We start from the raw sequence: 12,663 nt of genomic DNA on the forward strand, positions 1-12,663 counted from the left end.
CTGCGCGGGCGCGGTGTCGTGCCCATTGCGTCGCCAACGCTGACCTGAATACCAAGGGCACTGATGGAAAGCACCCGCAACACCGAAGGCACCGGCGACGATCTGAGCGCCCTGGCCTGGGTCCAGGAAGAACTGCGCCGCTCGCTCGACGCCGCGCACAAGGCGCTGCGCCGCTTCGTGAAGGAAGCCGAGGCGCTCCACGGCTCCGACGTCGACGTGGTCGACCCGTCGGTGCTGCGCACGGCGCGCCAGCAGATCCACCAGGGTGTCGGCGCGCTCGAGCTGGTGGGCCTGCCGGCCGCCGCCACGGTGCTCCGCGGCTGCGAAGCCGCGGTGCAGCGCTTCGTCGCCAAGCCGCACAAGCTCACCAGCCAGCTCGTCGACGACCTGGAGCACGCGTCGTTCGCGCTGCTCGACTACATCGCCCGCATGCTGGCCGGCAAGCCGGTGTCGCCGCTGGCCATGTTCCCCCAGTACCGCGCGGTGCAGGAAGCCGCCGGCGCCGATCGCGTGCATCCGGCCGACCTGTGGCCGACCGACTGGCAGTGGCACGAGCTTCCCGGTATCGGCAACGTCGCGCCTCGCTTCCCCGACGCCGCGACGCGCGCCGTGATGGAGCAGCAGATGCTGCCGCTGATGCGCGGCAGCGCGCCGTTGGCCGCCATGCGCATGAGCGACCTGTGCGAGTCGCTCGCCGCCGGGTCCATGTACCCGCACACCGTGACGCTGTGGCGCCTGGCCGCAGCGGTGTTCGAGGCGCAGGCGCAGGGCCTGCTCCAGTCCGATGTCTTCGTGAAGCGCATCGCGTCGCGCCTGCTGGCGCAGCTGCGCATCGTCGAACGCGGCGACGCCGACGTGTCCGAGCGCCTGGCCCAGGACCTGCTCTTCTTCTGCGCGCAGGCCGCATCACCCGGCGATGGAAAGAAGGCCCCGCGCCTTGCTTCGGTGCGGCAGGCCTACGGCCTCGCGTTCCACACGCCAGTCGAGTATGCGGCCAGCGTGCTCGGCAAGTACGACCCGGCATGGGTCGCCCAGGCGCGCAAGCGCGTGTCGGCGGCCAAGGAGTCGTGGTCGGCGGTGGCCGGCGGCGAGATGCATCGCATGAGCGGCTTGACCGAGCAGTTCTCGCTGGTCGGCGATTCGCTGAAGCGGCTGTTCCCGCAGGGCGAGACGATGGCCGCCGAGCTGCAACAGGCCGTCGCGACGACGCAGCAAGGCGGCGCCGCCCCGAGCGCGCCGCTCGCGATGGAGGTCGCGACCAGCCTGCTGTACGTCGAGGCTTCGCTCGAGGACGCCGAGTTCGACACGCCCGAGCAGGCGCAGCGCGTCACCCGCCTGGCCGAGCGCATCGCGTCGGTGCGACAGGGCGGGACACCCGCCCCGCTCGAAGGCTGGATGGAGGATCTGTACCGCCGCGTGTCCGATCGCCAGACGATGGGCAGCGTCGTGCAGGAGCTGCGCGTCTCGCTGTCGGAGGCAGAGAAGCTGATCGATCAGTTCTTCCGCAATCCGGCCGACCGCAACGTGCTCATTCCGGTGCCCAACCAGCTCTCCGCGATGCGCGGCGTGCTGTCGGTGCTCGGCATGGAACAGGCCTCGGCAGCGCTGCTGCGCATGCGCGACGAGGTGGACGGCATGGTGTCCACCGAAGTCGATCCGCAGCGTGTCGCGCAAGCCGGCGTCTTCGATCGCCTCGCCGGAAATCTGGGCGCGCTCGGCTTCCTGATCGACATGCTGAGCGTGCAGCCGCAGCTCGCGAAATCACTGTTCGTCTACGACGCCGCACAAGGCACGCTGAGCCCGCTGATGGGCCGCACGGCCGAGCGTGTGTCCGCCGAGACCGCCGCACCGGCGGCGGTGGAGGCGCGCCTGATCGAGCAGGCGCAGATGCTGGCCTTCAGCGCGGTGCGTGAAGACGTGCCGGTGGAAGAGGTCTCGCGCGAGCTCGAGAAGCTTTCGCAGGAAGCGCAGGCCGCCGATCAGCCGGCGCTGGCAGCCGCGGTCAGCCATGCGCAGGAAGGACTGCTGCAGGCTCACGGCAATCTCGACGACATCGCCTCGGTGCGCGGCGAGCTGTCCGAGGCCCTGGTCGACTTCGTCGCCACGGCCACCGGTCCGGTGGGCCTGGAGCCCGCGCCGGCGCCTGCCGTCACGCCGCCCGCTGAAGCCACGATCGACCTCGCCGAAGACGACGAAATGCGCGAGATCTTCCTCGAGGAAGCGCGCGAGGTCGTGCAGGCCGCGCAGGCCGCCGGCCGCGATCTGGCGGATGCGCCGACCGACCTGGGACAGCTCACCACGGTCCGCCGCGCGTTCCACACGCTCAAGGGCAGCTCGCGCATGGTCGGCCTGAAGGCCTTCGGCGAAGCAGCGTGGGCGTGCGAGCAGCTCTACAACGCTCGCCTGGCCGAGCAGCAGCCGGCAGACGAGGAGCTGCTGAAGTTCACCGCCTGGTCGCTGGACTACCTCGGCGGATGGGTCGAGGACATTGCCCGCCGCGCCGACGGCGGCCGCGACCCCAAGCTCATCGAAAGGGCGGCGCTCGCGCTGCGCGAGCCTTCGGCTGCTGCTTCCACGCCGGCGCCTGCTTCCGCCGAGCCGCCTGCGCAGGCCTTGCCGGTGCCCACGGTCGAGGAGGCCGCGTTCGAGCTGCCCCTGCTGCCCGAGGTGATCGAGGAGGTGGTGCCGGCCGCGCCGGTCATCGAGCCGATTGCGTTGGCGCTGCCGGCGGATCTGCCGAGCGCCGAGGACCTCGACCTCACGCTGCCGCCCGCGGCGCCGGCCGCCGCGCCCGCAGAACCGGTGGCGTTCGAGCTCGACCTGTCCAAGTTCGACTTGCCGTTCGATGCGTCGCCCGCGCCGGCGGTCCCGGCCGAGGCGCTCGATATCGACTTCGGCGCTCCGCAGATGTCCGCGCCATTCGAGGCGCCGCCGGTCGAAGCAGCTGAATCGATCGAGCTGATCGACATCGACCTCGGCGGCTCCGCGCAGCCGCCGGCCTCGTTGATCCAGAGCCTGTTGCCGTCCGCTTCCGATGCCACCGCCGAAGGCGTGCTGCAGGAAGGCATCGATTCGTCGGAAGAGATCGCAGCGCCGGCCGAGGCACCGGCCGCGCCCGCCGAAGCCGCCGCCCCGGCGGAAGAGGAGCAGGTGAAGGTCGTCGGACCGCTGCGCATCGGCATTCCCCTGTTCAACATCTTCCTCAACGAGGCCGACGAGCTGTCGCGCCGCCTGACCACCGAGGTCGCCGAGTGGGCGATGGAACTGCACCGGCCGGTGGGCGAGACTGCCATCGCGCTGGCGCACTCGCTGGCCGGCAGCTCCGCCACCGTGGGCTTCTCCGACCTCTCGCAGCTGTCGCGCACGCTCGAACATGCCCTGATGCGCACCGAGGCGATCGGCCACGGCACGCAGGACGAAGGACGCCTGTTCGTCGATACCGCCGAGGAGATCCGGCGCCTGCTGCACCAGTTCGCCGCCGGCTTCCTGAAGGAGCCGTCGTCCGAGCTGCTGCATCGACTGGCCGACCACGAAGTCAGTTCGGCGCGCCGCCTGGATGCGGTGTCGGCAGAGAGCGGTGCGGCCGACCTGACCGAGGTGGACATCCCGATCGACGCCGCGGCGGAGCCCGACGTCGATGCGACCGTGCCTTTGCATGGTCCCGCCGTGGCGCCGCAGGGGCAATCCGCAGCGGCCGCGTTCGTTCCACCCGCTGTGCCGGAACCGCTGGTGCTCGAGAGCGGCTTCGGTGGGCTGGGCGCCGCCGAGTTCAAGCCCTTCACCGCGTTGCCGGTGGAGGCCGTGCGTGCGGCCGCGGCGCCGGCGCATGAGGTCGAGGACATCGACGACGACATCGACGCGGTCGATGCGGTCGATCCCGACCTCTTCCCCATCTTCGAGGAAGAGGGCCAGGAGCTGCTGCCCAAGCTCGAGTCGCAGCTTCGCGATTGGGCGCGGCGTCCGGGCGAAACGCAGCACGCGTCGGCGTGCATGCGCACGCTTCACACGCTGAAGGGCGGTGCCCGGCTCGCCGGTGCGATGCGCCTGGGCGAGATGGCGCACCGGCTGGAAACCGCCATCGAGGAGCTGCTGCGCCAGGAATCGCCGCACGCCTCCGACGTCGAGGCGTTGCACAACCGCTCCGACGCGCTGTCGCACACCTTCGAAGCGCTGCGCAAGCGCGATGCCGCGGCCTATGCCGAAGCCGTTGCCACGGTCGAAAGCCAGATGGGCGGCCTCGACGATGCGGCCGTGCCGGTGGTCGAAGCCGCACCCGAGCCGGTGGCCGAAGCCGCCCCCGAGCCGGTGGCCGAGGCACCGGTCGTCATCGAGCCGACCCCCGCCGAGCCGACCCGCACCGAGCCGACCGCTGCCGCCGAAGAAGCGGTCGATCCGACTGCCGAAGAGGCGCCTGCCGCGCCGCTGGTGGCCCTCAACCTTCCCGAGATCGACTGGTCTCGTTTCAGCGGCCACAGCGCTGTGCCCAAGCAGGTCGCCGCCGACCGCGCCGCGGCCGCCCAGTCGGCGGTGCGGGTGCGTGCGCCGCTGCTCGACCGTCTCGTCAACCAGGCCGGCGAAGTCTCCATCACGCGCTCGCGCATCGAGGTGGAAGTCAGCCAGATCAAGGGTTCACTGAGCGACCTGACCGACAACCTGGAACGCCTGCGCCAGCAGCTGCGCGACATCGAGCTGCAGGCCGAGACGCAGATGAGCTCCCGGCTGGAGGCCGCCAAGGCCGCGGCCCAGTCGTTCGACCCGCTGGAGTTCGACCGCTTCACGCGCTTCCAGGAGCTGACGCGCATGATGGCCGAGTCGGTGAACGACGTGGCCACGGTGCAGCGCACGCTGCAGCGCACGCTGGAAAGCACCGAGGACGAGCTGGCGGCGCAGGCGCGGCTGACGCGCGACCTGCAGGACGATCTGCTGCGCACCCGCATGGTGGAATTCGAGGGCCTGTCCGATCGCCTGTACCGCGTCGTGCGACAGGCCGCCAAGGAGACCGGCAAGCACGTGCGGCTGGACATCGTCGGTGGCTCGATCGAAGTCGACCGCGGCGTGCTGGACCGCATGACCGGCGCCTTCGAGCACCTGCTGCGCAACAGCGTCACCCACGGCATCGAGTCGCCGGAGCAGCGCACCGCGGCCGGCAAGGACGCCACCGGTTCGATCATCGTCTCGCTGAGCCACGAGGGCAACGAAGTCGGCGTGGAGTTCCGCGACGACGGCGCCGGCCTGAGCCTCGATCGCATCCGCGACAAGGGCGTCGCGATGGGCCTGCTGGAGCCCGGCCAGAGCTACAGCGATGGCGAGCTCGCCAACCTCATCTTCACGTCGGGCTTTTCCACTGCCGACAAGGTGACCGAGCTCGCGGGCCGCGGCATCGGCATGGACGTGGTCCGCGCCGAAGTCAACGCAATGGGCGGACGCATCGAGACCGCCACGGCCGCCGGGCAGGGCACCAGCTTCAAGCTCGTGCTGCCGCTGACCACCGCCGTCACGCAGGTGGTGATGCTGCGCGTGGGCGACGCCACGGTCGCCGTGCCTTCCACGCTGGTGGAGATCGTGCGCCGCGCCAAGCCCGAGGAGATCGAGCAGGCCTACAGCACGGGGCAATTCACCGTCGGCGACCGCGCCCTTCAGTTCTTCTGGCTTGGCTCGCTCCTGCAGCTGTCGGCGCGCAGCACGGAAGCGGCGCAGCGCACGCGCCAGGTCGTCATCATCCGAAGCGCGCAGCAGCGCATCGCGATCCACGTGGACGAAGTGCTTGGCAACCACGAAGTGGTGGTGAAGAACCTCGGGCCACAGCTGTCGCGCATGCCCGGCCTGGCCGGCATGACGCTGCTGGCTTCCGGTGCCGTCGCGCTGATCTACAACCCGGTGGCGCTGGCCACGCTGTACGGCGCGCAGGCCCGTGCCGCCACCGTGGCAGCGCTGCACGCACCGACACCCGAACTGGCGCAGCCGGTGGTCGTGGAGACCGCGCGGGCGCAGTCTCCGCTGGTGCTGGTGGTCGACGATTCGCTGACGGTGCGCCGGGTCACCCAGCGTCTGCTGGTGCGCGAAGGCTATCGCGTCTCGCTGGCCAAGGACGGCCTGGATGCGCTGGAGCGGCTGGCCGAGGAGAAGCCGTCGATGGTGCTGTCGGACATCGAGATGCCGCGCATGGACGGCTTCGACCTGGTGCGCAACATCCGCGGCGATGCTCGGCTGCGCGACCTGCCCGTGATCATGATCACCTCCCGCATCGCGCAGAAGCATCGCGACTATGCGGCCGAGCTGGGCGTCGACCACTACCTCGGCAAGCCCTACTCCGAAGAAGATCTGCTCGCGCTGATCGGACGCTACACTGCCCACGCCCAGGCCGTCTGACGGCGCTAGAAGAAGCAGTGCAACGAACTTCATGTCCGAACTGGTCGAGCATCTCGCGGAGTTGACAGGGTTTCGCGACCGTGACGTCCTCGACGTCACGCTCGCCGGCGCATTCCGCGATTTGCTGCACCCCCGCTCGGTCGCGATCTACCGCATGGTCGGCGACGGCGACAACAAGCGCTGGCTCACCCGGGCTCGACTGAGCGAGAGCGACGCGGTGGCCACGGCCGACCCGGTCTGGGTCGATCTCGACAGCCTGCCCGCGCTGTCGCAGCACCCGGCCCGCTGCGAAGCCCTGACGGGGCAGACCGTGGTGACGCACGAAGGCGGTGCCGGCCTGGCGGTGTTTCCCCTGGCCACCGACCGCGAGGTGGTCGGCGTGCTCGAGCTCGTCACGGAAGGTCCTCTGCAGGCCGAGGCGCAGCGCATGGTGTGCAGCATCCTGCGCATCTACCGCAATTTCCAGGGCCTGCTCGACTACAGCGAACGGGACACCCTGACCGGCCTGCTCAATCGCAAGACCTTCGACGAGAGCTTCCTCAAGATTTCGTCGATGCTTCCGGCGCCGTCGCCCAGCAACGACCCACGCCGCGCCGCGGGTCCGGGCAGCCGCTACTGGCTCGGCATGATCGACATCGATCATTTCAAGACCGTCAACGACAGCTACGGCCACCTGATCGGCGACGAGGTGCTCCTGCTGTTGTCGCGCCTGATGCGAAGCAGCTTCCGCTTCCACGACCGGCTGTACCGCTTCGGCGGCGAGGAATTCGTCGTGCTGATGCGCTGCGACACCGATACCGACGCCAAGCGCGCCTTCGAACGCCTGCGCTCCAACACGCTGGCTTACTCTTTTCCCCAGGTCGGGCACATCACCGTCAGCATCGGCTTCTCCGAGCTGCGCTCCGGCGACTCGCCCAGCTCCGCGATCGAGCGCGCCGACAAGGCGGTCTACTGGGCGAAGACGCACGGCCGCAACCAGGTGCAGAGCCACGCCGAGCTGATCGCGCGCGGCGAGCTCGAGGTCTCGGAGAAGATCGGCGACGTCGAGCTGTTCTAGCCGACGACGGCGTAGCGCTGCAGGGTTCTCTCCCGCGCCTCCTCGTGCATCACGATCGGTGGCGTATAGCCGTCGACGGCCACCCCGGCCTCCCATGGCGCATGGACCAGCGTGTCGGGCAGTGATGCGAGCTGCGGCAGGTAGCGCCGGATGAACTTGCCCTGCGGGTCGAAGCGGCGGCTTTGCAGCACCGGGTTGAAGATGCGAAACCACGGCTGCGCGTCGCAGCCGGTGCCCGCCGCCCACTGCCAGCCGCCATTGTTCGACGCGAGCTCGTAGTCGATCAGGTGATCGGCGAAGTACTGCTCGCCGCGGCGCCAGTCGATGCCGAGGTCCTTCACGAGAAAGCTCGCCGTCACCATGCGCAGCCGGTTGTGCATGTAGCCGGTGCCGTTGATCTGCGCCATCGCCGCGTCGACCAGCGGATAGCCCGTTCGGCCCTCGCACCAGGCCGCGAACAGCGTGTCGGCGCGCTGGCCTCGCTCCCAGCGGATCGCGTCGTATGCAGGCTTGAAGGCGCGGCCGACGACGTGCGGATGGTGGTGCAGCAGCTGCTGGTAGAACTCGCGCCAGATCAGCTCCGACAGCCACACTGCCGCGCCGCGCGATCCCGCCTGCATGCGCTCCCAGGCCTCGCGCACGAGCCTGCGTACCGAGATCGTGCCGAAGCGCAGGTGCACGGACAGGTAGCTCGGCCCCTTCCGCGCCGGGAAATCGCGTGCGGTGTCGTAGTCGTCGATGCGGTGCAGGAAGTCGACGAGCAGCGCATGGGCGCCGTCCGAGCCGGCCGGCAGCCGCAGCGCGTGCAGGTTCGTCGTCTCGAAGCCGATCGCCTGCAGCGTGGGAGGCGGCGCCGCGAGCTCGGGCGGTACCGCCGCCAGCGCCGAGGCATGCCTGGCGACCGTGTGGGGCTCGAGGCGGTAGGTATCGAGCTGCTTCAGCCAGGCCTTCTTGTAAGGCGTGAAGACGCTGTAGGGGCGACCGCCGGCCGTCAACAGCTCGCTGCGCTCGAACACCACGTGGTCCTTGCTCGTGTGGAAGGCGATCCCGGCGTCCGCCAGCGCGCCGCGCACCGCGGCATCGCGTTCGAGCGCTGCGGGGTCGTCGTCGTGGTTGGCATAGACGGCCTGGACTTGCAGCATCCGCGCCAGGCGCGGGATCTCCTCGCGCGCGACGGCGTGGCGGACGATGAGCCCGGCGTGTCCACCCTGCGCCGCGGCCAGCGCCGCGATCTGCGCGTCCAGGTCGGCGAGGCTGTCGACGATGAACTCGACGCGCCGGTCCGCGCGCAGCCCGCGCTGCAGCAGCGGATCGAGGATGTGTCGGTCGAGCACGAACACGCACCACACGCGGCGCGCGGCCCGCAGCGCATGCGACAGCGCGGCATGGTCGTCGGCACGCAAGTCGCGGCGAAACCAGACCATCGCGGCACCCAGCGCATCGTCCATGCCGTCCAGTCTGCCGCAGGAATAAAATGCGCGCATGTCCTCCGGCGGTATCAACCTCACCAACCACTTCCTGATCGCCATGCCGGGTCTGGCGGGCGACATGTTCGCCGGCAGCGTCATCTACCTGTGCGAGCACACCGACAAGGGTGCGCTGGGACTGGTGATCAACAAGCCGATCGACATCAAGCTGAAGAACCTGTTCGAGAAGGTGGAGCTCACGCTCGACCGCGACGACCTGGCCGAGGAGCCGGTGTTCTTCGGCGGCCCGGTGCAAACCGAGCGTGGCTTCGTGCTGCACGAAAGGCTGGACGGCGACGGCGGCCACTACAACTCGTCGCTGCAGATTCCAGGCGGCCTCGAGATGACCACCAGCAAGGATGTGCTGGAGGCGCTGTCGCACGGCGCGGGTCCGAAGAAGGTGCTGGTCACCCTCGGCTACAGCGGCTGGGGCGCCGGTCAGCTCGAAGACGAGATGAAGCGCAACAGCTGGATCAACGTCGGCGCGCAGCCGGAGATCATCTTCGACACGCCGGTCGAGCAGCGCTACGACAGGGCGCTGTCCCTGCTGGGCATCGACCCGCGCATGCTGAGCCAGGAGGCGGGACACGCATGAGCGCGTTGCCGCCCATGCCTTCCGCTCACCGCACCTTCCTCGCTTTCGATTTCGGCACGCACCGCGTGGGCGTGGCATCGGGCAACACCGTGACGCGCACCGCGCAGCCGCTGCGCACCATCGCTGCCACCGGTGCGCCGCGCTTCGACACCATCGCCCGGCTCGTGGCCGAGTGGAAACCCGATGCGCTGGTCGTCGGCGTGCCCTTTCACCCGGACGGCGCGGCACACGACAATACCGGGCGCGCGCGGCGCTTCGCGCGCCAGCTGCACGGCCGCTTCCACCTCCCCGTGCACGAGGTCGACGAGCGGTACACGACCACCGAGGCGCAAGCGGCGGGCGCGGCCGACGCCGATGGGGCGGCGGCGGCCATCATCCTCGAGCAATTCTTGAGAACCTTGCCATGAGCACTCTTCACCTCGACGCCGAAGCGCTGTACCGCGACCTGGTCGGCGGCGTGCGCAGCCTGCTGCAGGACAACGCGGCGCTGGTCGGCATCTGGTCCGGCGGCGCCTGGCTTGCCGAGCGCCTGCAGCGCGAGCTGAAGCTCGACGGCGAGCCGGGCGTCATCTCCAGCGCGCTGCACCGCGACGACTTCGACAAGCGCGGCCTCACCGCGGGCGCCGGCCAGACCCGCCTGCCCTTCGAGGTGGAGGGCCGCCACATCGTGCTGATCGACGACGTGCTCTACACCGGGCGCACGACGCGCGCGGTGATCAACGAGCTGTTCGATTTCGGCCGGCCGGCGAGCGTGACGCTGGCGGTGCTGGTGGACCGCGGCGGGCGAGAGCTGCCGATCCAGCCGGCCTATTCGGCCGCGCGCGTCACGCTGCCGCCGCAGCGCCGGCTCTCGCTGGTGCGCGACGACAGCGGCCGCTTCAGCTTCAACATCGAGGAAGGCGAATGATGCCGTCGCGCCGAAACCCCCAGCTCAACAAGCACGGCGAGCTGATCCACCTGCTGTCGATCGAGGGCCTGCCGCGCGCAGTGATCCACCAGATCCTGGACACCGCGGGCACCTTCCTGAGCGTCAATGAGCGCGAAGTGAAGAAGGTGCCGCTGCTTCGCGGCAAAAGCGTGTTCAACCTGTTCTTCGAGAACAGCACGCGCACCCGCACCACGTTCGAGATCGCTGCCAAGCGTCTTTCGGCCGACGTCATCAACCTCGACATCGCGCGCTCCTCCACCGCAAAAGGCGAAAGCCTGCTCGACACCATCGCCAACCTGTCGGCGATGCACGCCGACATGTTCGTCGTGCGCCACGGCGAGAGCGGTGCGCCCTACCTGATCGCGCAGCACTGCGCACCGCACGTGCACGTGGTCAACGCGGGCGATGGCCGCCATGCGCACCCGACCCAGGGCCTGCTCGACATGTACACGATCCGGCACTACAAGCAGGACTTCACCGGGCTCACGGTCGCGATCGTGGGCGACATCGTGCATTCGCGCGTGGCCCGCTCCGACATCCATGCCCTGACCACGCTCGGCGTGCCCGAGGTGCGCGCGGTGGGGCCCAAGACGCTGGTGCCCGGCGATCTTCGCGAGATGGGAGTGCGCGTGTGCCACGACATGGCCGAAGGCATCCGTGGCGCCGATGTGATCATCATGCTGCGGCTGCAGAACGAGCGCATGAGCGGCGCGATGCTGCCCAGCGCCGGCGAGTTCTTCAAGAACTACGGCCTCACCGAGGACAAGCTCGCGATGGCCAAGCCCGACGCCATCGTCATGCACCCGGGGCCGATCAACCGCGGGGTCGAAATCGACTCGTCGGTCGCCGACGGCAAGCAGAGCGTCATCCTGCCGCAAGTCACCTTCGGCATCGCGGTGCGCATGGCGGTGATGTCGACCATCGCCGGAAACGTGGCCTGAGGCACACGCATATGAAGATCCTGATCCAGAACGGCCGCGTCATCGATCCGGCCTCGGGCCGCGACGAGACGGCCGACATCGCCATCGCCGCGGGGCGCATCGTGTCCATCGGTGCGTCCAACCGCGACTTCCACCCCAATCGCACCATCGATGCAAGCGGTCTGGTCGTCGCGCCGGGGCTGGTGGACCTCGCGGTGCGGCTGCGCGAGCCGGGGCACGAGCACGAAGGCATGCTGGAGAGCGAGATGGCGGCTGCAGTGGCCGGCGGGGTCACCAGCCTGGTGTGCCTGCCTGACACCGACCCCGTGCTCGACGAGCCCGGCCTCGTCGAGATGCTGAAGTTCCGGGCGCGCAACCTGAACCAGGCGCACGTGTATCCGCTGGGCGCGCTGACCCGCGGTCTGGCGGGCGAGGTGCTCACCGAGATGGCCGAGCTCACCGAGGCCGGCTGCGTCGGCTTCTCGCAGGCCGAGGTGCCGGTCAAGGACACGCTGGTGCTGCACCGGGCGCTGCAGTACGCGGCCACCTTCGGCTACACCACCTGGCTGAGGCCGCAGGATGCCTTCCTCGGAACCGGCGTCGCGGCCAAGGGGCCGCTGGCCACGCGCATGGGCTTGTCCGGCGTGCCGGTGATTGCCGAGACCATCGCCCTGAACACCATCTTCGAGCTGGTGCGCGACACCCAGGCCCGTGTGCACCTGTGCCGGCTCAGCAGCGCCGCCGGCATCGAGCTCGTGCGCCGCGCCAAGGCCGAGGGGCTGCCGATCACCTGCGACGTCGGCGTGAACCACGTGCACCTCACCGACGTCGACATCGGCTACTTCGACGCGGCGATGCGGCTGACGCCGCCGCTGCGCCAGCAGCGCGACCGCGACGCGATTCGCACCGGTCTCGCCGACGGCACCATAGACGCGCTGGTCAGCGACCACACCCCGGTCGACGAGGACATGAAGACGCTTCCGTTCGCAGAGGCCGAACCCGGGGCGACCGCGCTCGAGCTGCTGCTCGGCCTCGCGCTGCGCTGGGGCGAAGAGACGCAGCAGCCGCTGGCCCGAACGCTCGCCAAGCTGACCAGCGCGCCGGTCCACGTGATGGGCGAGTCGCTGGGATCGCTGGCGTCCAGCGCAGGCAAGCTGGTCGCCGGCGGCGTGGCCGACCTGTGCCTGTTCGATCCGGGCGAGCGCTGGGTGGTCGAGCCGCGCCGCCTGAAGAGCCAGGGCAAGCACACGCCGTTCGCCGGCCACGAGCTGCCCGGCCGCGTGAAGTGCACGCTGGTGTCGGGCAACGTCGCACACGAGGCGGCCTGA

Annotated in this window: 8 protein-coding genes; 7 read left to right on the top strand and 1 reads right to left on the bottom strand. The window is 69.7% G+C overall.

Translation table 11 applies throughout. The features are described 5' to 3' along the window. Positions 1–63: 63 nt before the first annotated feature. A complete protein-coding gene (locus tag P7V53_RS05730; protein WP_280154518.1) occupies positions 64–6,369 on the top strand; it encodes an Hpt domain-containing protein in 6,306 nt (2,101 codons plus the stop codon). A 31-nt stretch (positions 6,370–6,400) separates the two neighbouring features. After that, on the top strand, positions 6,401–7,426 hold the full coding sequence (locus P7V53_RS05735; RefSeq protein ID WP_280154519.1) for a GGDEF domain-containing protein: 1,026 nt from the start codon (positions 6,401–6,403) through the stop codon (positions 7,424–7,426). Here P7V53_RS05735 and P7V53_RS05740 read toward each other — a convergent pair. Next, on the bottom strand, positions 7,423–8,874 hold the full coding sequence (locus P7V53_RS05740) for a deoxyribodipyrimidine photo-lyase (RefSeq protein ID WP_280154520.1): 1,452 nt from the start codon (positions 8,872–8,874) through the stop codon (positions 7,423–7,425). The genes P7V53_RS05735 and P7V53_RS05740 overlap by 4 nt on opposite strands. A gap of 34 nt (positions 8,875–8,908) precedes the next feature. On the opposite strand from P7V53_RS05740, the gene P7V53_RS05745 reads away from it, so the two are divergent. The 5 genes from P7V53_RS05745 to P7V53_RS05765 are packed head-to-tail and all read left to right on the top strand — an operon-like array spanning position 8,909 to position 12,663. After that, positions 8,909–9,487 (top strand): YqgE/AlgH family protein, encoded by a 579-nt coding sequence (locus P7V53_RS05745; RefSeq protein WP_280154521.1) that lies wholly within the window; start codon positions 8,909–8,911, stop codon positions 9,485–9,487. Then, complete coding sequence (ruvX, locus tag P7V53_RS05750; RefSeq protein ID WP_280154522.1) at positions 9,484–9,894, top strand: Holliday junction resolvase RuvX; 411 nt, start codon at positions 9,484–9,486, stop codon at positions 9,892–9,894. The genes P7V53_RS05745 and ruvX overlap by 4 nt, the downstream gene beginning before the upstream one ends. Next, positions 9,891–10,394 (top strand): bifunctional pyr operon transcriptional regulator/uracil phosphoribosyltransferase PyrR, encoded by a 504-nt coding sequence (pyrR, locus tag P7V53_RS05755; protein WP_280154523.1) that lies wholly within the window; start codon positions 9,891–9,893, stop codon positions 10,392–10,394. The genes ruvX and pyrR overlap by 4 nt, the downstream gene beginning before the upstream one ends. Next, on the top strand, positions 10,394–11,356 hold the full coding sequence (locus P7V53_RS05760) for an aspartate carbamoyltransferase catalytic subunit (protein WP_280156446.1): 963 nt from the start codon (positions 10,394–10,396) through the stop codon (positions 11,354–11,356). Before pyrR ends, P7V53_RS05760 begins: the two co-directional genes overlap by 1 nt. An 11-nt stretch (positions 11,357–11,367) precedes the next feature. Further along, entirely contained in the window at positions 11,368–12,663 is a 1,296-nt protein-coding gene (locus tag P7V53_RS05765) for a dihydroorotase (protein WP_280154524.1), read from the top strand.

Source organism: Piscinibacter sp. XHJ-5 (assembly GCF_029855045.1).
In the GTDB taxonomy this organism is placed as follows: Bacteria; Pseudomonadota; Gammaproteobacteria; order Burkholderiales; family Burkholderiaceae_C; genus Albitalea.

Excerpts from the sequence above, each read along its gene's own strand:
- P7V53_RS05730 (WP_280154518.1), top strand. The coding sequence starts at position 64 with ATGGAAAGCACCCGCAACACCGAAGGCACCGGCGACGATCTGAGCGCC.
- P7V53_RS05765 (WP_280154524.1), top strand. The coding sequence starts at position 11,368 with ATGAAGATCCTGATCCAGAACGGCCGCGTCATCGATCCGGCCTCGGGC.
- ruvX (WP_280154522.1), top strand. The coding sequence starts at position 9,484 with ATGAGCGCGTTGCCGCCCATGCCTTCCGCTCACCGCACCTTCCTCGCT.
- P7V53_RS05735 (WP_280154519.1), top strand. The coding sequence starts at position 6,401 with ATGTCCGAACTGGTCGAGCATCTCGCGGAGTTGACAGGGTTTCGCGAC.
- P7V53_RS05740 (WP_280154520.1), bottom strand. The coding sequence starts at position 8,874 with ATGGACGATGCGCTGGGTGCCGCGATGGTCTGGTTTCGCCGCGACTTG.
- pyrR (WP_280154523.1), top strand. The coding sequence starts at position 9,891 with ATGAGCACTCTTCACCTCGACGCCGAAGCGCTGTACCGCGACCTGGTC.
- P7V53_RS05745 (WP_280154521.1), top strand. The coding sequence starts at position 8,909 with ATGTCCTCCGGCGGTATCAACCTCACCAACCACTTCCTGATCGCCATG.
- P7V53_RS05760 (WP_280156446.1), top strand. The coding sequence starts at position 10,394 with ATGCCGTCGCGCCGAAACCCCCAGCTCAACAAGCACGGCGAGCTGATC.